Below are 20045 nucleotides of genomic sequence, written 5' to 3' on the forward strand. Positions count from 1 at the left end.
TTAAGTATTAAGACTTTATATGCTGATTAATATGATTAATGATTTCTTTTCTATCAACTAAATAATCAAACCAAACTGCATTTTCTGTTCGCTTGAACCATGTTAATTGACGTTTAGAAAATCTTCTTGTGTTTTTCTTGATTTCTTCAATTGCAAAATCCAAAGAAATGTTTCCTTCTAAATATTCGAATAATTCTCTGTAACCAACTGTTTGTAAGGCATTCAAATCTTTATTTGGAAACAACTTTTCGGCTTCTGCCAACAAACCTTCGTGCATCATTATATCAACGCGATGGTTGATTCGGTCGTACATAACTTGTCTTTCGGCTTCCAATCCGATGATTATAGGAGTGAAGTTTCTGCTATTTTTCTTCTGATTTAAAAACGAAGAATAGGGTTGATTACTTCCTAAACAAACTTCCACAAAACGCATCATTCGTTGCGGATTTTGTAGCGTCTGTGGATTATTTGACGAAAGTAAATTGAAATAATCTGAATCTTTTTCTTTTAAAATTGTTTGTAGATATTCTATTCCTAGTTGTTCATAATTTGCACGAACTTCATCACGAATAGTAGAATTAATTTCTGGAAAATCATCAAATCCTTTTAAAACAGCATCAACATATAATCCAGAACCACCAACCATAATTTGAACATTATTTTTTTCAAATAATTCATCTAATTTGGCTATCGCATCACGCTCAAAATCGCCAACAGTGTATTCTTCAAAAATCGATTTATTCTGGATAAAATGATGATTCGCACTTGCCAATTCTTCATCACTTGGAACTGCAGTACCAATTCTCATTTCTTTAAAAAATTGTCGACTGTCACACGAAATAATATCACATCCAAAATGTTGTGCTAAAGCAATACTCAAGGAAGTTTTTCCTATGGCGGTTGGACCAATAATTGTAATTAAATAATTATGCATTTCTAATTTTTTCTCCACAATGATGACAAAATGAGGCGTCTTTTACTACTTCTGATTTGCAAGAAACACACTTTTTCCCATCATTTGGTTTAATGTTATTTTTCATGTTAGAAAATTCGGCAGTTACTATTCCTGTTGGAACCGCGATAATTCCGTAACCCATAATCATTATAAAGGAAGCTATAATTTGGCCTAAAGTTGTAACTGGTGCAATATCGCCATAACCAACTGTCGTTAGTGTTACAATACACCAATAAATACTTGTGGGAATGCTTGTAAATCCGCTTTCTTTTCCTTCAACTACGTACATAATTGAACCAAGTAAAATGGATACAATTAGAATAAAATATACAAATACTATAATCTTCGTTCGGCTGGCTTTAATTGCTAATTTTAATTTGGATTCTTGTCCAGTGAAATGAACTAAATTTAAAATCCCGAATAATCGCAGTAATCGTAAAGCACGAATTACCGATAACATTCTTGAACCCGGAATTATAAACGATAAATACATTGGTAAAATAGAAATTAAATCGACAATTCCATAGAAACTAAAAATATAACTCCACGGTTTTCTATTGGAAAATATTCTTAAAATATATTCAATGGTAAAGAAAATAGTAATAATCCACTCGGATATTATAATAAAATCGTGGTATTGAGCATCCAATCGTTCTACCGATTCTAGCATTACTAAAAGAACGCTTAATAGAATTACGCCAAGTAAAATTAAATCAAATAAGCGTCCAGCAAAGGTATTTGCACCATAAATAATGATGTAAATCTTTTGTCTTAAAATATCAAATTTCGATTTAACTTCTCTCATGGGATTTTAAATTTATTAAAATTTGAGTACTTTCATTACTCTATTTTTCCTTAAATATCCCTGAATTATTGTTCGAGTATCTCTATTGTTTTGCATCGGAATAAGAATATTTTTCATTACTTCGATATTCGATATTTGATAATTCAAATCATAAAAACAGTAGCCTTTGTAAATTCCGTTTTCAATTAGAACAGCGCTTCGTTCATCTACTTTTCTACCGCGATCAATAACAATCATATTATTATTACTAAAAGTCATTTCGTTTATGAATTCTTCAACTCTTTCGTTATAGATTTCAGGTGATTCTATGCCTAGGCAAGCGCCATTACATTCTTTTATTTTATATTGAAAACAGCCGTTTTGAGTTTCATACAAGCCGTTTAGTTTCTGGCATAAATTGTATTTTTCAGTGATTCTGAACAATGCATTTTTTCCTTCTTGAATCGTGGTGAATGCAGTAATTTCTTTCTTTCGTCCATCTGCTTTTTGAAGGCGTAAATTAAGGTAACCATTTTCATCCAAAACCTCATACAAAGCCCATTGGAAAATACTTTTTCGTTGCGCTCGGTTATAGATCGGTTTGTTGATTTTTATCTCTTCACTTTCTTTTAAAAGTGCAATTAGTTCGCTTCCAGTTTCTTCATATGTAACTGCAAAAACTTCTATTTGAATTTTTTTACACTTATTGGTTTTACCAGTAAAATGCTGATTAACACGCTTTTTTATGTTTTTACTTTTGCCAATGTAAATTAAATCACCTTTCTCATTATGAATGTAATAAATCCCGGTTTTGTTAGGCAAACTTTCAACGATATCAAGCAATTTGGGCGATAATCCGCTTTTAATTTCTGCTTTTATAGAACTGATTAAAATTTCTTTTTCAGTATCTTTTGATAGAATTAATTTGAATAATTTTACGGTTGCTAATGCGTCGCCGCTAGCTCTATGTCTATCGGTAACAGGAATTCCGAGTGCTCGAACTAATTTTCCTAAACTATACGATTCCATTCCTGGAATTAATTTTTTCGACAGCTCAACTGTGCAAAGTGTAGGACGAATAAAATCGTAACCCAATCGGTTAAATTCTGTTCGTAAAATTCGATAATCAAATGAGGAATTATGAGCAACAACTATGCAATCTTGAGTGATTTCTATAATACGTTTGGCAACTTCATAAAATTTTGGAGCCGACCGTAACATAGCATTATTGATACCTGTAAGTTTAACCACAAACGGCTGAATTTCTTTCTCTGGATTGACCAAACTGATAAATTGGTCTACAACCTCATGACCATCAAATTTATAGATGGCGATTTCGGTAATTCCTTCTTCGTTGAATTGTCCTCCGGTGGTTTCTATGTCGAGTATTGCGTACAAATAAGTGATTAGTAATTAGTGATTATTAAATAGTCATTTCTTCTTTATCTTGTTCCAAATATACTACTTCCTATTCGAACCATCGTACTTCCGCATTCAATCGCGAGTTTATAATCGCCAGACATTCCCATAGAGAGAGTGTTCAGTTGGCAGTTTTCAGTTTTTAGATGACAGTTTTTATCGAAAATCGATTTCAAATTATCAAATTCTTTTTTAATTTGGTTGTGATTATCCGTAAATGTCGCCATTCCCATTAAACCAACAATTTTGATATTGTTCATACTTTTCAATTCATCAGAATTCAGAATATCTGACAATTCTTCTTCATCCAAACCAAATTTAGATTCTTCTTCGGCGATGTAAATTTGCAGCAAACAATCAATTACACGATTGTGTTTTTGCGCTTGTTTGTTGATTTCTTGTAATAGTTTCAAACTATCAACTCCATGAATCAAACTCACATATTCTGCCATGAATTTCACTTTGTTCGTTTGAACGTGCCCAATCATGTGCCACTGAATATCTTTAGGCATTTCTTCCCATTTATCAGTCATTTCCTGGATTTTGTTTTCCCCAAAAATGCGTTGACCAGCATTATAGGCTTCCATTAAATCTGCAACTGGCTTGGTTTTAGAAACCGCTACAAGAGTTACATGATCTGGAAGTTGGGATTTTATAGTATTGATTTGTTGGGCTATTTGACTCATGTTTTCTTGTGAAAAATTGTATTAATTTCCTTTGATTTTTCTGTAATCCAATCTTTAAAGCTTTTACAAAAATTAAAATCAGTTAAATCTTCTTCTTCTAAATTTGATTGTGATAAAAATACTTGTTGTGATTTAATTTCTTTCCCTAATTTATATCTTTCCTCGATAAAAAAGCTATCCACTGTATTTTGTTTGTAATAGATGTCGATAAAAACATATTCAAAATTACCAAAAGAGTAATTTACTAAATATTCGTAGCTAACTTTAATAATTTCATAAGTTTCTACAATATTTCTTGGGTCATTTTCTAAATGTTTAAAAATTCTAATTATTTCTGAACCAGTTCCATTAAGAGTTTTTATTTGTTTATTTTTTAATGTAATTTTTTTACTTTTTTTTAGAGGAGTTTTTTGATCAATAAAATCTTTTGATCTCAAACAGATACTATCAATTTGTTTTTTAGTGAGAGAATAATCTTGAGAGAAAGAAGACACCGAAAATAAGAGGAATAGAATAATATTTTTCATTATATTTTTTTATAAATATTTTCAAGTGTGCATTAAATAGCAAAATTGTGCCTGTTTTCTTTTATCTCTTTTCTATTTCTGAACTTCCATCTTCCAGCTTCCATCTTCCAGCTTTCTACAATTCATAAACCATCAATCCGCTGCGAAATTTAGGCTCAATATAGGTTGATTTCGGCGGCATGATTAAATTATTATCTGCCAATGCCTTAATCTCTGAAATATCACTTGGAAATAACATAAATCCTACTTCAAATTCGCCTTCGTCAACCAATTCTTTTATTGTTAAAATGGATTGTTTTCCAGGAATGTATTCAATGCGTTCGTCGTTTCGTAAATCTTCAATTCCTAAAATGGGTTGCAACACTTTATCATATAAAATTTGAGCATCGAGATTTTCTAATAACGAATTAGTATTTTTTTCTAATTTATAAAAAAGGGCATAAAAAGCACCGTCTAGATACATTCCAAATTCAAATTTACTTTGCGGTTTCCACAATTCTTGTTCTTTGGATTTAATAATGAAATTTTCAGATAATTTTTGTAGAAAATCTTCTTTCGAATTACCATTTAAATCGCGAATAATTCGGTTGAATTCGTATATTTTAACGTTACTTTCAGCAATTAGAAAACTCATAAAATTATTTAAGTTTTCATTTCCTAAAGCTTTATTTTGATCGTATAGTAATTCTGCCGAAGCCGAACGATGATGTCCATCGGCAATATATAATTCTGGAATTTTTTCAAATTGATTTTCTAACCAAGTAATTTCTGCATCGGTTTCAATTTTCCAAAGTGTATGTTTTTCTTTGTTTGTTGTCGAAAAATGATAGATTGGCTGTTCTTTTTTCTTTTCAGTTATCCATGAATTTACAGCAGCATTATCTGGATATGTAATTAAAACTGGTTCTGTGTTAAAACCTGTTTGATGCAAATAATCCTTGAATAATTCTACTCGATATTGTAAGGTATCTTCGTGTTTTTTGATGACATTGTTTTTGTAGTCTTCAATAGAAGTTCCAGCAACTATTCCTGTAAACGACTGGTTTTTAGTCTGAATTTCATACAAAAAGAAGACTGGCTTTTCTTCTTCCATAAAAATACCGTCGTTTTTAAAATCCTGATATTTGAGCGAAACTCCTTTAAAACGTTTGTCCAAAGTGATTTTTTGAGAATGCACATAAGCCGGATTAATCACGTGCAAAAATGAATACGGATTGAAATCCAACCACGAAGCCAGTTCTGCAGGAGAATAATCATCGTAGTTTCTACAAGTTACTAATGCCACTTTATCTGGCGTAGGACGAACGGCTTTGAAAGGAATTATTTTGCTCATTTTTTGAGTGATTAGTGATTAGTAATTAGTGATTAGCAATTAGTAGTCATAGTTTAAATACTATTCACTAATCACTATTTACTAATTACTTTGAAAATTGCTTGGCAATTTTTTCTGCTTTTTTACTTTCAGAATAATCGTAGAAACCTTCACCCGATTTTACTCCGAGTTTTCCGGCCATTACCATATTTACTAAAAGTGGGCAAGGAGCATATTTTGAATTTTTAAATCCATCGTACATTACGTTTAGAATGGAAAGACAAACGTCCAATCCTATAAAATCTGCTAATTGCAATGGTCCCATTGGATGCGCCATTCCCAATTTCATTACCGTATCGATTTCAGAAACTCCGGCAACGCCATTGTATAATGTTTCAATTGATTCGTTAATCATTGGCATCAAAATTCTGTTAGCAACAAATCCTGGATAATCGTTTACTTCTGTTGGAGTTTTTCCTAATTTTATAGATAAATCCATGATGATTTTAGTCACTTCATCTGAAGTAGAATAACCACGGATGATTTCAACCAATTTCATAATCGGCACCGGATTCATAAAATGCATTCCAATTACGCGCTCAGGATGAACTACTTGTGCTGCAATTTGAGTAATAGAAATTGAGGAAGTGTTTGTTGCCAAAATCACATTATGGTCGCAAACTTCACTCAATTGTTTGAAGATATTTAATTTTAACGTTACATTTTCTGTGGCAGCTTCAACTACTAAATCCGTTCCAACAACGCCATCTTTTATGTCGGTGTAAGTAATTATATTTCCAATGGTTTTGTGTTTATCATCTTCAGTAATTGTTCCTTTTGTAACCATTCGGTCAAGGTTGGAAGCAATTGTTGCCATTCCTTTTTCTAAAGATTTTTCGGAAACATCGATTAATTTTACGGTAAAACCGCTTTGTGCAAAAGTGTGGGCAATTCCGTTACCCATTGTTCCTGCGCCTATTACAGCTATTGTTTTCATTATGTTTGTTTAGTTTGTTTTAATTTATTCCATTGCAAATTCACAAATTTTATTTTTTAATTTACGAATTTGCGGTCAATATTATTTTTCGTTCATCGAATCAATAATCATATAAGCCACTCGCAATGCTTCAGTTCCGTCTTCTAAAGTTACAATTGGGGTGGTATCATTTACTATTGCATCTGCGAAAGTTTCCAATTCGTCTAAAATGGCATTGTTCGGAGAAACATCAGGATTGTTGAAATAGATTTGTTTTTTTTCTCCTTCAGCATTTTGTAAAATCATATCAAAATCACCAGGAACTTCTGGTGCTTCTTTCATTTTTACAACTTCACATATTTTATCTAAATAATCAACAGAAATGTAGGCGTCTTTTTGAAAGAAACGCGACTTACGCATGTTTTTCATCGAAATTCTACTTGAAGTAATGTTGGCAACGCAACCGTTTTCAAACTCAATTCTAGCATTGGCAATATCTGGCGAATGACTTAAAACGGAAACTCCGCTTGCGTGAACGGCTTTAACTTTTGATTTTACGACACTCAGAATGGCATCAATATCGTGAATCATCAAATCCAAAACCACAGGAACATCGGTACCACGTGGATTGAATTCGGCAAGTCTATGCGTTTCAATAAACATTGGATTTTCAATTTGATCTTTCACAGCAATGAATGCCGGATTGAATCGTTCTACATGACCAACCTGACCTTTTACGTTATATTCTTTTGCTAAAGCAATAATTTCTTCAGCTTCTTCAACGGTTGTAGCAATTGGTTTTTCAATAAAAACATGTTTGCCCGATTTTATAGAAACTTTAGCACATTTGTAATGCGAAAGAGTAGGAGTGACAATGTCAATAACATCAACAGCGTGAATTAATTTGGCAATAGTATCAAATTGTTTGTACCCAAATTCGGCAGCAATTTTAGCTCCGTTTTCGTGATTTTCATCATAAAAACCAACTAATTCATATTTTTCTGATTGATTTAATAATCGTAAATGTATTTTTCCGAGATGACCAGCACCTAAAACGCCAACTTTAAGCATAGAATTAAATTTTATCAAAAGTACAATTTTAGTTTAAAGTTTAAAAGTTTAAGAGTTTAAAAAGTTTTTAGAATTTGGAACTTGCATTTTGTGATTTTAAAGTTAATTTTACAAAATAAACACTTGCCCAAATTGAAAGATACAAATAAACACCAAGGACTTAGAAATCAGTTAGCTAAAGTTTTAGAAGAAAAAGGAATTACAGATAAAAACGTATTGGAAGTAATAAAAAAAATTCCGAGACATTTATTTTTGAATTCTAGCTTTGAAGATTTTGCCTACCAAGATAAAGCGTTTCCGATTGGAGCAGGACAAACTATTTCGCAACCTTATACTGTCGCATTTCAAAGTCAATTATTAGAAGTTAAAAAAGACGATAAAATTCTTGAAATTGGAACAGGAAGTGGTTACCAAACCGCTGTTTTATGTTTACTTGGAGCAAAAGTATATTCGATTGAAAGACAAAATGAATTGTTTAAAACTACTTCTTTATTATTACCAAAACTAGGAATTCGTCCGAAGCATTTGTCCTTTGGCGATGGATATAAAGGATTGCCAAATCATGCACCTTTTGATAGTATTATTGTTACAGCTGGTGCGCCAATTATCCCAAAACCATTGATGGCTCAATTAAAAATTGGTGGTAAACTGGTAATTCCTGTAGGTGATAAAGATCAAGTTATGACAATGTTGATTAGAAAAAACGAAACGCAATTTGAAAAACATGAATTTGGGGATTTTAAATTTGTACCTTTATTAGAAAATAAAAATTAATGAAGAAACCCACTAAAAAGTGGGTTTTTATTTACTTATAATTCCTAGATAACGCTCTAGACATTCTTTTTCTATTTGAGCAATAAATAGTAAAAAATCTTCTTTTTTACCTGATGTTTGCGCGGTTTCCAAAGCTTGATAATAACTCATTCTTGAATCATAATCACCTTTTATATTGGCAATTACATAGCCGTTTTGTAGCAAAATTAAGTTCATTACCAAACGAGAAGTTCTTCCATTTCCATCAATAAAAGGATGAATAGTTACTAAACGTTCGTGCATTTCTGCTGCAAGAATCACAGGATGTAACTTACCTTTATTTTCGCTGTACCAAATAAAATAATCTTCCATTTCTTTTGGTACAATAAAAGGTTGTGGTGGCATGTGACTGCTACCTTTTATCATAACTTGAACTCTTCTATATCGACCAGCATCTTCTGGAATAATGCCTCTTAAAATTAAATTATGAACAGATAATAATTCTCTTTCATTGAAAGGAAAATTACGCTCCATTAATTGCTTGATATAAGCTATTGCCTCAACGTGATTTATCGCTTCAAGATGTTCACGCATACTTTTTCCTGAAATCGTTAAACCTTCATTGATGACTAAATCTGTCTCACGTAATGTTAATGTATTTCCCTCAATTCTATTGCTTTCAAAGGTGTATTCTAGTTCTAACGCTTGTGCAATTCTAAAACTATCAAATTCTCTAAAAGTATCTAGCTTTTTCTTTAAAACATCAATTTCATTTAAAAGATTTTGAAGGTTTTTAGAAATTGATTTTCTAACAAAACTAACATTGTATTTTATTTGTTCTTCTGCTAATGATATTGCTTTTAGAGCCAAATCATCATCACCAATTTCATAAAGAATTCGTTCTTTAAGCCAAATAACCATTAAAGTTTCAAAATCAATTTCTAAGATTGAAGCTAACTTTGTTATTTGTTCTTTTGTTGGTTTTCTTGAACCGTTTTCAAACTTGCTAATTAATGCTTGATCAATACCTAATAATTGAGCAACTTCTCTGGTTTTTAAACCTTTTTTCTCTCTTGCATTTTTAAGTAATGTTTTCATGTTAAATGACATTAATTTTCTTGACAAATTTAGTCATCTATATTTGATAAAAAAAACATTTCTACATTTTTTTCAATATTAAAATGATTTCTTAATTCGATCGATATCGCGTTTAGTATCTTGTTCTTTCAAAGATTCACGTTTATCGTACGTTTTTTTACCACGGCAAAGTCCTATTTCTAGTTTGGCAAGTCCTTTTTCGTTGGTAAAAAGGCGTAATGGAACTATTGTTAATCCTTTAGTATCCACATTTTTTTCTAACGTTTTTAATTCTCTTTTGTTAAGTAAGAGTTTACGTTCGCTTCTTGCTTTATGATTGAATTGATTTCCAAAAGCATATTCTTCAATTGAAGTATTGATTGCAAATAGTTCTCCGTCGTCATTAAACTCGCAAAAACTTTCGGTAATGTTGGCTTTTCCTAATCGGATGGATTTTATTTCGGTACCTGTTAAAACAATTCCAGCCGAATAGGTTTCGAGGATTTCATAATCGAATCGTGCTTTCTTGTTAAGTATATTGGCGGTTTTAATCATATTGTTGCAAATGTAGTAACAATTTTATGAAACAAAAAAGAAATTTATTTACTATCAAAAAAAAAGTCAAACTATGATTTATATCAGTTTTTAAATAATTAATTGACAATAAATTTGTCCTATAATTTAAAACAAAAACAAAATGAAAAAATTATTTTTATTAGCAGGAATTGCTTTAATGAGTTTAAATGTAAATGCACAAGAAAAAGAGGATAAAGGATTAGAAGGTGCTTGGTTTGCTACTTCACAATTTGGTTATACTCAAACTAAATCTGGCGATGTTAAGAGTACAAACATTACTGTATTGCCAATTGTAGGAACATTTATCACACCATCTGTTGCTGTAGGAGCTGGAGTTGGTATGATGAATATCAAAGCCGAAGATGGAACAGGTACATTAGCAAATTCAAGCTTAATTGTAGTTGAGCCATTGGTAAGAAAATATTGGAATGTTGCGGGTAATTTATACTTCTTTGGACAAATAGCTACTCCAATTATTTCAGGTAAAGAAAAAGAAGCAGATACTAAAATTACTCAATTTGGAGTAGCAGCATCTGGTGGTTTTGATTTCTTCGTAACTAAAAATTTCTCAGTTGAGTTTTCATATAATTTAGCAAACTTTAGTTCTACTACTATTGATCCAAAAGTTGGAGAAAAAACAACAATTACAGATTTCTCTTTAGCTCACGTTGCAAATGTTGAATCTACTTATAATGGTGTTTTAGGTGGAAGTAATCCAACTTTAACGACTCCACTTTCTTTCGGATTTAAATTTGTCTTTTAATAAAGTTATTGGTTAGTTCCGAATTTATTCGGGGATATAAGAGTCACTGTTCTTAATTGAATGGTGACTTTTTATTTGATTTAATCATTAATATAATTTCATATAATTGTACTTTTGCCTCATGGAAAAATCTAAAGACCCGCTTCACGGAATTACACTTCAAACGATTATCGAGCAATTGGTTGGTTTTTATGGATTTGATACTTTAGCTGAACTTATAAATATTAAATGTTTTAAGGATAATCCCAGTGTGAAATCGAGTTTGACTTTTCTTAGAAAAACTGATTGGGCTAGAAAAAAAGTCGAAGAATTATACATTAGAACTTTGCCTAAATTGAACAAATAATCAATGCAGAAAGCTATTTAGCCCTGATGGGAATGGAAATAAAAAAACCTTTCTGGTGTTCAGAAAGGTTTTTTTATTGCAATGTACAGCAGGAATTACGACGGCAAATAATGACCAAGCCATTCGCTCCTTAACCTTCGGCTAAACCACGCCATTGTTTTATTTTAACGGATAAAAAGAGCATGAAAATAATTATAAAAGCTATGTTTAAATAAGCGAAAATAACACCATAATCTTTCAAGAATTGAATTGCTGGATAGTATTCGCTAAGCAAATAATCTACTGGATGCGCTTGCGCCAAATCGCGTAAAATTTCTAAAATGACATAATAGATTAAAGGGAAAAACGACGGAAATAACCACAACATTGCATTGAGAATCACGCCCGAAATGTTTTTACTTTTCTTTCTTGAAATGGTTACAATAAAGTAAATAAATGTGAAAAGAGTAAGCAAAATAACAGCTAAGGCAAAACTATAATCGGATCGGATAATTATGCTAAATATTCCCAATAATATTGAAATAACACCAAGACTAATTACTGCAATTAACCAGTTTCTTCCAGAGGTTACTCTAAAACCAAAAATTAAAAGCGATAATCCGATGGCGAAATAAAATGATATTAAAATAGAGGCGAAGCTCATATTAGGAGCAACCCAAGCTTCTGAAATTTTACTATAATTGTAGTTCAAACTTTTTTCTGGAACAAAATACTTGTAATATTCATATTTAACTCCATTAACCACTTTAATATACTTGTTTAAACTGTCTTGCGGCTGATTGACATTGTCATAATATTCGTAATTCATATTACTGCTTCCAATTTCTCTGTAGTTTACAAAATTGGGATAATCATATATTAAATCTAACCATTTATTTTCATCAATATTACCTTTTAAATTGTGTTCCTTTGCAATGGCTAAATATTGCTTAAATACTGATTTAATAGAATCTTTCTGCTGATTAACTAACCATGTTTTAATCGTTTTTTTACGAATAGAATCGGATTCATGATCGAAGAAACTGTAACTATTTACGTTTTTATTTAGTAAAGAAAAATAGCTGTATTTTTTACCATTAAATTTTATAGAATCATTAGCAACAACAGCAGTATCTGCCGCGATAACTGATACTTTTGAAGCTTCAGCAACTGGGATTTCATCGTAATCTTCATCGTAATAATTATTAGAGTAAGAACCTTCTACGAAAAACGATGCTTTACTTAATATTTCACAACGATTTTTAGCTTCTTGTTCTGTGAAATAACTGCGCATTCTAACATCTTTTCCGTAGTAATAAGAACTAGTAAACAATGAAATTAAAAAACTGATAAACAATACAATACACCATTCTTTAAACAAAGAAAGCGTTCTTTTAGGATAAAATGATTTAAAGGAATTATTCTTAAAATAAAAAACAAGCCATAGTATTAAGAGTAAAATCGATACTAAAATGCTGAAGAAAATTACAACCGCTTCGTCATCGTATGTGTAGTTATTATCATTTTCGAAGAAGTCAAGTTTACCTTTTTCAAGTCCGATGAAGAAGAAAATTAGATTGATTACTATTAAAATAAATGTTGTTGGAACTACTTTGGTATTCCACAATAACGGATAATTTATTAGAAGGTATTTTTGGATGTTTTTAAACATGATTTTGAAATTTAAGATACAAAAAAGCGACGAGTAGAATTGGATATGTTTCTGAAATACTGCAACGGAATTTTATGAGAAATTGCCAATTGCATGAAATCGTAAACCGAAACAGTGTCTGGGAAATTCACAATATAGGTTCCACCGTTAAATTGTAATGAAATCATATTTAAGTTTTCAAAAATAGTTCCAAGTTCGCCTTGAGTTAATGAGCTTTCAAATTCAATTACTAAATTGTTTGCCACAACAACTTCATTTTCTTGTGAGGCTTTTTCGTGAAGATTTTTCTGTTTTCCTTGTTTTAGGAAAATTACTTGATCGGAGGTTTTTTCAACTTCATACAATTGTTGCGAACTCAATACAATTCCAATTGGACGAAAAGGCGATTTTGCAATCGATCTAAAATCTTCAAGAACTGTTTGTTGTGCAAGAATATCTAAATTGGCTAATGGTTCGTCAATTAGTAAAATTTCGGGCTTTCTTAGTAACATTCGAGCCAATTCGAAACGCATTTTGTAACCCGATGATAAGCTTTTCCAACTGTGATTTCTAAATTTTCGCAATCCCAATCGAGCGATGATTAGTTCTACAACTAGTTCATTTTCTTCTGGTTTGTAGCCATAATTTGTAGCAGTAAATTGCAAATTCTCAAACATTGAACCATACCAAGTTTCTGTTCTTTGCGGAATGTAAACCAATTTAGTTCGTAAATGATAATCATCTTTAAAATTAAAATGATAATTTATTTTTCCGCTTGTGGCAAATAGTTCGCCGCACAAACAACGTAGAAGTGTCGTTTTTCCGTTACCGTTTTCGCCAACCAAACCTAGAATTTCACCTTGACGAAGTTCCATATCAATTGGACCTAATCCGAAACTTGAACTGCCGTAACTTTTCTGCAAATTGGATGTAGAAACTAAAACTTTCTTTTCTAAAATAGGTTTAGAAATCAGTGTTTGATGTAAATCGGAGAGGATTTCTTGGTATTTTACCTTTTTTGCGTCTACATTATTTTCATTATGATCAAGCCAAATTAATAAGTCATTTGTCTTTTTGTAATAATTAATATCTTCTGTATCAAGAGTTAAATCAATAATACGTTTAGTTAAAATTGAAAAGTCTTCAAACTTTAGAAAGTTCAATAACTCTTCATACTGTTTTTCAAATTCGCTCATATACTTTTTGCGCTTAAAATAGGTTCTCTTTTTATTTTCTAAAATTTCTTTTTAATATCGAATAAATTACGGTGTCCCAAAACTTGCCGTCATACAATTCATTTTCTAAAATATGAGCTTCTTTTACAAAGCCGTTTTTTTGTAAAACACGTTCCGAAGCTGTATTATCTGGATCGATAATGGCCTCAATCGAGTGCATTTGTAAATCGTTAAAGCCGTATTCTAAAACTACATCAATTGCTTCAGAAACAATTCCTTTGCCTTGATATTGTGGTAAAATCATGTAACCCATTTCACAACGATGGTTTTCGGCACTTATTCTATAATGACCGATAATTCCGAGCATTTTTGGATTACCTTTCATTGTTATTGCCCAATTTATACCTACATTATTAACGATTTTGTCTTCAATCATGTCAATATGAACCATAGCATCTTCTTTAGTTTTTGCTAAAGGACGCGGAATAAATTTCATGGTTTCTGGATTTCCTCTAAGTTCTAAAACCTCATTTACATCGTCTTTATTTAAACGACGCAGCAGTAATCTTTCGGTTTCTAAATTTTTAAACGGATGGAAGTTTATTGTTAACATAAATAAATAATATTTTGTGAAATTAAACATAAAACTAAAAATAGTGTAACATTTTTTTATTTATTTGTTCTAACTATCAAACTTATATAATTATGAAGCACATTTTCGCAAAAGTACAATTAGTATTTACGTTGGTTTTTGTTTTTTCTTTAGCACATGCTCAGCAAGAAAAACCTTTATCAACCTACAATTACAACGAGGCGTTTGGTAACGGTTTTTATTCTAAAGATGGAACCGATACTCGTTCTGCAAGTGGTCAGCCAGGAGCAAAATATTGGCAAAATAGAGCTGATTATCAAATTGCTGTTTCTTTAAATGAATCAACAAACGAAATTTCAGGTTCTGAAACGTTGACTTACACCAACAATAGTCCTGATAATCTTGGATTTTTGTGGATGTATTTAGATCAAAATTTATTTAGTAAAGATTCTCGTGGCAATGCTGTTGTTCCGTTAAACGGAAGTAGAAATGGAGCAAAAGGTCAAGAATTTGATGGTGGACATAAAATTAAATCGGTTAAACTTGTATCTACAGTTAACGGAAAATCATTTGAAAAAGAAACCACTTTTACAATTACCGATACTAGAATGCAAGTTGATTTGCCGCAAGGTTTGAAAGCAAATGGTGGAAGTGTAAAAATAAAAATAGAGTTTTCTTTTGTTTCTCCAGAATATGGTTCGGATAGAATGGGAGTTCTTGAAACTAAAAACGGCAAAATATTTACAATCGCACAATGGTATCCAAGAATGTGTGTTTATGATGACGTTCGTGGTTGGAATACCAATCCGTATCTTGGTGCAGGTGAATTTTATTTAGAATATGGCGATTTTGATGTGGCAATTACAGCACCTTCAAGTCATATTGTAGTAGGTTCTGGTGATTTACTTAACACAACAGAAGTTTACACAGCCGAACAACAAAAAAGATGGAATACTGCTAAAGCAAGTGATAAAACGGTTATGATTCGTTCTGTCGAAGAAGTTACAAATGCAGCTTCTCGTCCAGCAGGAAAAAATACCTTAACATGGAAATTTAAAATTAAAAACTCGCGTGACTTTTCTTGGGCTTCATCGCCAGCATTTATTATTGATGCAGCAAGAATTAATTTGCCAAGTGGTAAAAAATCATTAGCAATTTCGGCTTATCCTGCAGAAAGTAATGGAAATAATGGATGGGAACGTTCTACAGAATACACTAAAGCATCTATAGAAAATTATTCTAAACGTTGGTTCGAATATCCTTATCCAGCAGCTACAAACGTTGCAGGAAATGAAGGCGGAATGGAATATCCGGGAATCGTTTTCTGTAGTTGGGAATCTAGAGGTAAAGATTTATGGGGTGTAACCGATCACGAATTTGGACACATTTGGTTTCCAATGATAGTTGGTTCTAACGAGCGTTTATTTGCTTGGATGGACGAAGGTTTTAACACGTTTATTAATTCGTTAAGTGGTGAAGATTTTAATAATGGTGAATATAAAGATCCAGCAATGAATTTGCACAACATGGCAGAATATATGACTGGAACAGATAATGAGCCGATTTTCACTGCGCCAGATAACATGAAAGAAGCTAATATTGGTTTGCTTGCTTACCTAAAACCAGGTTCTGGATTGACTATGTTGAGAGAAAATATTTTAGGGAAAGAGCGTTTTGACAAAGCTTTTAGAGAGTATATCAAACGTTGGGCATACAAACATCCGCAACCAGATGATTTCTTTAGAACTATGGAAAATGTTGCTGGTGAAGATTTAAGCTGGTTTTGGAGAGGTTGGATTATCAACAACTGGAGATTGGATCAAGCGATTACTAAAGTGCGATACAATAAAAATGATGCTAAAAATGGTGCGTTAGTAACTATCAATAATTTAGATAGAATGGCTATGCCTGTTGTTGCTGAAGTTAAAACTAAAAGCGGTGCTACAACTACAATTAATTTACCTGTAGAAATTTGGCAACGTAATGTTGAGTGGACTTTTAAAGTAAATACTACGGAAGAATTAGAAAGCATTACATTAGATCCAAATCATGTGTTTCCTGATATTAATTCAGAGAATAATGTTTGGTCGAATGCTGTGAATGGCATATTTACACCTAAAGATTTCAGTGCTTACGGCGGAAAATTTTCTAGCAAACAAATTCCGATAAAAGTTGATGTTAGTAGCGAAGATGGATTTTTAGTTTTAAGTGCTCAAGGTCAGCCATCACTTAGTTTGATTGAAGATAGTGAAGGAAAATTCTCTATGAAAGAAGCAGGAGTTTCTGTTGAATATACCAATGATAAAAAAGGGTTTGCTCTAAAATTAGGCGAGCAAACTTTTAACTTCACAAAAGATTAAATTTAAATAGTTTGTTTAAAAAAAAGGTACGTAAAACGTACCTTTTTTTTGTTATACTTCTCTTGCTTTTTTTCGTTTAAGAATTAGCGAACTTATTAAAGTTACTAATAATCCCACTGGTAAAATTTCCATATAAGACATCAGTATTACTAAAATAGGGTTTTTATACCATTCTCTGTACATTTCCATTTCTTTCGATTTTGCTGCGATTTCGTTTGGTGATAAACCTTGTGCTTTTAAATTTTCCATTGTACTACTTATCAACTTATCCATAAAGTCGGGCATGAAAAAGTAGTATTCAATTAGCCACGTTACTACGTAAAATGTAGAAGCAATTAGTGTAATATACAATCCAATTTTAAAGGCTTCACCAAACGAAATTACTCCATTGTTTTGTTTGTCTCGATAACTTTTTACGGCAATAAAAATAAAGATAAAAGCAATCAACATTCCTGAGTAGCCTATAATTTCTCCATTTTTAAAATTTGGATTATCATTGTGCAAAAGGGTTGATGTAATCATAAATAGTGTTGCAATTGTTCCTGCAATTACTCCGTACTTGATAATGATGTTTCTCATAAATAGATTTTTTGATTAGGATGCAAATGTTTTAATTTTCGAATAAAATGCAGTCATACTTTTGAGTGATTTATTGCTTTTCATCCGAAAGTATTATTCAATAATTCCGATTTTCTTGGCAGTTTCTATTGCTTGTGTGCGTCGTTTTACTTCTAATTTCTGAAATAGATTGGACGAATGTGTTTTTATAGTATTTAATGAAACAAATAGGCGAGAGGCGATTTCTTGATTGCTTAAACCTTGTGCCATTAATTCTAAAACTTCCAATTCTCGTTTGCTAATTTTTCGATTGTTTAATTCTTCTTCATTAACGACAAAATCCAATCTTTTTTCAACTACTATTTCTTTTTCAATCACTATGGTCTTTACTTTTGGACTGGTCAATTTGTTGGATGCCCATATTCCTAAAAAAGTAAAAAATAATGCAATGATTCCGATGTACAGTCCAAACTCGTTTTGTAAAATTAGAAATTTATACTCCAGAAAACGTAATAATAAAAGCAGCATAGCCATCGAAATGGCATACATAATAAATTCTTTATTTTGTTTGATTTTGTTCAACTTGCAATATATTAAAGTGCTTTCACCCATTTATTGATTGTTTCTATCAGTTGGAATTTTAAATTTTCTACCTCTTCCATCGAGTTGAATGTTGCAACGGCTCTGTCATTGGCAGCCCATTTTAAAAGTCCAAATGCATCTTCTATTAATTTGTCTTTTGGCATTTCTTTGACTTTAGCTCCGCGATGAAAAACAAGTTGAATGTTCTTGGGTGGCATTAATTTGAAAGTTAAAAAATCGGTATCGTTTATTTGATAGCTTGGTGCATTCCATTTTATGTGTTCGTTGCCATTAGGAATATTTTCTAAAATCACTTTTCGCAGTTCTAGAAATTCCTTTTTAAACGGATGGTCTAAGTTGGCTATAAAGTCGGTTACGTTTTTACTGGACATGGTATCTCAAAGTAGTTATTTGTTTTGCACTATAAAAGTATCAATTTAAAATTTAAGTATAAAATTTAACCTCTATTTGATAAATAAATTTAATATAAACTGCTGATTGTTATTTAGTTAATAAAGAATTATTTTAGGAATTGTTAAACGTTCTTTTTTTCGACAAATTTTCTATATTTTCGCTACTTATTTGGTTCCAATTATTTCAATTTAAAGGAAATCGTATTTATTTGAACGATTATTTTAGGTAAAAAAGCAATAAATTAGTAATACATTTTTTAGATGAACAATCACCCAATTTTAGAAGAACATCCTTGGCTTATAGTCACATTTGGAATAGCAGTGGTAATTATGCTATTGATCGACTTAGGATTATTTAATAAAAAAAGTCATGAAGTAACCAATAAAGAAGCGGTTTCTTGGTCATTAGTTTGGATTTCGCTTTCTATGATTTTTAGTGGATTGGTTTATTATTACGCAGGTGCCACAAAATTCTATGAATTTCAATCGGCTTATTGGATAGAGAAAGCGCTTTCTGTAGATAATTTATTTGTATTTATCTTAGTTTTTAAATTCTTTGATGTTGCCAATTCTAGTAAACATAAAGTATTGTTTTGGGGAATTATTGGTGCGTTGGTTTTGCGTGCTATCTTCATTTTTTCGGGTGCTTTTTTAATTGAGTTGACCTATTTGAATAAAATAATAGCTTATTTTGGAATAGCTCCGTTTAAATATGATATTAATATCATAATGACGCTTTTTGGTTTGTTTTTAGTTTATGCTGGAATAAAATCTTGGTCGTCTGGCGCAACTGATGATGATGAGGATTATAATAATACTAAAGGAGCTCGATTGATAAGAAAATTTTTCAATGTAAGTGATAAATATGATGGTGATAAATTCTTTACCTATGAAAATGGTAAAAAGTTTGCTACACCATTGTTGGTGGTTGTGACTGTTATTGAGTTCACTGATTTACTATTTGCAGTAGATTCAATTCCGGCTATTTTTGCTATTTCTAACGATCCATTTATACTTTATACTTCTAATATTTTTGCTATTTTAGGATTGAGAGCATTGTTCTTTTTATTGGACAATTTCATTCATTTGTTTAGCAAATTATCTTATGGTTTGGCTGTCATTCTTTCTTTTATCGGACTAAAAATGATTATTGCGCCTTTTTATCACATTGAATCTGTAGTATCGTTATTGGTTATTTGTGGAGTATTGATTTTGTCAGTGCTTATTTCTGTCCTTTATCCAGAAAAGAAATAGTTGTACTTTTAAATATATTATTTACCGTATCTGCTTTATAATCAATTTGTTAATTGTATTTATGCAGTATGAAGAATCGTCAATTTTTATGGAATTAACTTTTTTTTTGAAAAAAAACTTTCGTATCATTCTAAATTATTCTGTTTGGCGTAATGTAAAATCATTTTTAAAGTGACATCATTTGGCTATATTCATATTCTTTTTGGATATGTTTTTATACTGTTACTTGTTTAATT

21 protein-coding genes are annotated in these 20045 nt (G+C 31.2%); 5 read left to right on the forward strand and 16 right to left on the reverse strand.

Annotated features, from left to right (window positions below):
* Positions 1 to 7 precede the first annotated feature (7 nt).
* From miaA to LG45_RS14470, 8 genes are all read right to left on the reverse strand, one after another.
* Positions 8 to 934, reverse strand: a complete 927-nt coding sequence (gene miaA / locus LG45_RS14435) for a tRNA (adenosine(37)-N6)-dimethylallyltransferase MiaA (RefSeq protein WP_035128334.1) — start codon at positions 932 to 934, stop codon at positions 8 to 10.
* A complete protein-coding gene (locus LG45_RS14440) occupies positions 927 to 1760 on the reverse strand; it encodes an ion transporter (RefSeq protein ID WP_035128336.1) in 834 nt (277 codons plus the stop codon). Before LG45_RS14440 ends, miaA begins: the two co-directional genes overlap by 8 nt.
* A gap of 15 nt (positions 1761 to 1775) precedes the next feature.
* Positions 1776 to 3137 carry an exonuclease domain-containing protein gene (locus LG45_RS14445; RefSeq protein WP_035128338.1) on the reverse strand — a complete coding sequence of 454 codons (1362 nt, stop codon included), beginning with the start codon at positions 3135 to 3137 and terminating at the stop codon, positions 1776 to 1778.
* A 44-nt stretch (positions 3138 to 3181) separates the two neighbouring features.
* On the reverse strand, positions 3182 to 3844 hold the full coding sequence (locus tag LG45_RS14450) for a YggS family pyridoxal phosphate-dependent enzyme (protein WP_035128340.1): 663 nt from the start codon (positions 3842 to 3844) through the stop codon (positions 3182 to 3184).
* On the reverse strand, positions 3841 to 4371 hold the full coding sequence (locus LG45_RS14455; protein ID WP_035128342.1) for a hypothetical protein: 531 nt from the start codon (positions 4369 to 4371) through the stop codon (positions 3841 to 3843). The genes LG45_RS14450 and LG45_RS14455 overlap by 4 nt, the downstream gene beginning before the upstream one ends.
* 115 nt (positions 4372 to 4486) lie before the next feature.
* Complete coding sequence (locus LG45_RS14460; RefSeq protein ID WP_035128344.1) at positions 4487 to 5704, reverse strand: DUF1015 domain-containing protein; 1218 nt, start codon at positions 5702 to 5704, stop codon at positions 4487 to 4489.
* Positions 5705 to 5789: 85 nt separating this feature from the next.
* Positions 5790 to 6680, reverse strand: a complete 891-nt coding sequence (locus tag LG45_RS14465) for a 3-hydroxyacyl-CoA dehydrogenase family protein (RefSeq protein WP_035128346.1) — start codon at positions 6678 to 6680, stop codon at positions 5790 to 5792.
* Between the two features lie 81 nt (positions 6681 to 6761).
* Entirely contained in the window at positions 6762 to 7730 is a 969-nt protein-coding gene (locus tag LG45_RS14470) for a Gfo/Idh/MocA family protein (protein WP_035128347.1), read from the reverse strand.
* A 132-nt stretch (positions 7731 to 7862) separates the two neighbouring features.
* Between LG45_RS14470 and LG45_RS14475 the strand changes: the two genes are divergently transcribed.
* Entirely contained in the window at positions 7863 to 8504 is a 642-nt protein-coding gene (locus tag LG45_RS14475) for a protein-L-isoaspartate(D-aspartate) O-methyltransferase (protein ID WP_035128489.1), read from the forward strand.
* A gap of 27 nt (positions 8505 to 8531) precedes the next feature.
* Here LG45_RS14475 and LG45_RS14480 read toward each other — a convergent pair whose 3' ends face one another.
* Positions 8532 to 9581: a Fic family protein gene (locus LG45_RS14480; RefSeq protein WP_035128349.1), complete on the reverse strand. Its 1050-nt coding sequence runs from the start codon at positions 9579 to 9581 to the stop codon at positions 8532 to 8534.
* Between the two features lie 78 nt (positions 9582 to 9659).
* Positions 9660 to 10115, reverse strand: a complete 456-nt coding sequence (gene smpB / locus LG45_RS14485; RefSeq protein ID WP_035128351.1) for an SsrA-binding protein SmpB — start codon at positions 10113 to 10115, stop codon at positions 9660 to 9662.
* 142 nt (positions 10116 to 10257) lie between these two features.
* Here smpB and LG45_RS14490 point away from each other — a divergent pair, with 142 nt between their 5' ends.
* Positions 10258 to 10899, forward strand: a complete 642-nt coding sequence (locus LG45_RS14490; protein WP_035128353.1) for a porin family protein — start codon at positions 10258 to 10260, stop codon at positions 10897 to 10899.
* Positions 10900 to 11020: 121 nt separating this feature from the next.
* The gene (locus LG45_RS14495) at positions 11021 to 11245 is read left to right on the forward strand and encodes a VF530 family protein (RefSeq protein ID WP_035128355.1); all 225 of its coding nucleotides are present in this window, start codon (positions 11021 to 11023) and stop codon (positions 11243 to 11245) included.
* 130 nt (positions 11246 to 11375) lie between these two features.
* On the opposite strand, the gene LG45_RS14500 is transcribed toward LG45_RS14495, so the two are convergent.
* From LG45_RS14500 to LG45_RS14510, 3 genes are read right to left on the reverse strand one after another with little or no spacing between them, the layout of a single operon-like run.
* Positions 11376 to 12896 carry a hypothetical protein gene (locus LG45_RS14500; RefSeq protein WP_035128356.1) on the reverse strand — a complete coding sequence of 507 codons (1521 nt, stop codon included), beginning with the start codon at positions 12894 to 12896 and terminating at the stop codon, positions 11376 to 11378.
* Between the two features lie 11 nt (positions 12897 to 12907).
* Positions 12908 to 14071: an ABC transporter ATP-binding protein gene (locus LG45_RS14505; RefSeq protein ID WP_035128358.1), complete on the reverse strand. Its 1164-nt coding sequence runs from the start codon at positions 14069 to 14071 to the stop codon at positions 12908 to 12910.
* Between the two features lie 31 nt (positions 14072 to 14102).
* The gene (locus LG45_RS14510) at positions 14103 to 14663 is read right to left on the reverse strand and encodes a GNAT family N-acetyltransferase (RefSeq protein ID WP_035128360.1); all 561 of its coding nucleotides are present in this window, start codon (positions 14661 to 14663) and stop codon (positions 14103 to 14105) included.
* Between the two features lie 92 nt (positions 14664 to 14755).
* Here LG45_RS14510 and LG45_RS14515 point away from each other — a divergent pair, with 92 nt between their 5' ends.
* Positions 14756 to 17002 (forward strand): M1 family metallopeptidase, encoded by a 2247-nt coding sequence (locus LG45_RS14515; RefSeq protein ID WP_035128362.1) that lies wholly within the window; start codon positions 14756 to 14758, stop codon positions 17000 to 17002.
* A 51-nt stretch (positions 17003 to 17053) separates the two neighbouring features.
* On the opposite strand, the gene LG45_RS14520 is transcribed toward LG45_RS14515, so the two are convergent.
* The 3 genes from LG45_RS14520 to LG45_RS14530 form a co-directional block, all read right to left on the reverse strand.
* Positions 17054 to 17581, reverse strand: coding sequence for a DUF4199 domain-containing protein (locus LG45_RS14520; protein WP_035128364.1), 528 nt, complete (start codon positions 17579 to 17581; stop codon positions 17054 to 17056).
* Positions 17582 to 17674: 93 nt separating this feature from the next.
* Entirely contained in the window at positions 17675 to 18142 is a 468-nt protein-coding gene (locus LG45_RS14525; RefSeq protein WP_240471885.1) for a response regulator transcription factor, read from the reverse strand.
* An 11-nt stretch (positions 18143 to 18153) separates the two neighbouring features.
* Positions 18154 to 18534 carry a DUF1801 domain-containing protein gene (locus LG45_RS14530; RefSeq protein ID WP_035128366.1) on the reverse strand — a complete coding sequence of 127 codons (381 nt, stop codon included), beginning with the start codon at positions 18532 to 18534 and terminating at the stop codon, positions 18154 to 18156.
* Between the two features lie 282 nt (positions 18535 to 18816).
* Between LG45_RS14530 and LG45_RS14535 the strand changes: the two genes are divergently transcribed.
* Positions 18817 to 19809, forward strand: coding sequence for a TerC/Alx family metal homeostasis membrane protein (locus LG45_RS14535; RefSeq protein WP_035128368.1), 993 nt, complete (start codon positions 18817 to 18819; stop codon positions 19807 to 19809).
* Positions 19810 to 20045 lie beyond the last annotated feature (236 nt).

It is taken from the genome of Flavobacterium aquatile LMG 4008 = ATCC 11947, from assembly GCF_000757385.1.
Lineage (GTDB): Bacteria > Bacteroidota > Bacteroidia > Flavobacteriales > Flavobacteriaceae > Flavobacterium > Flavobacterium aquatile.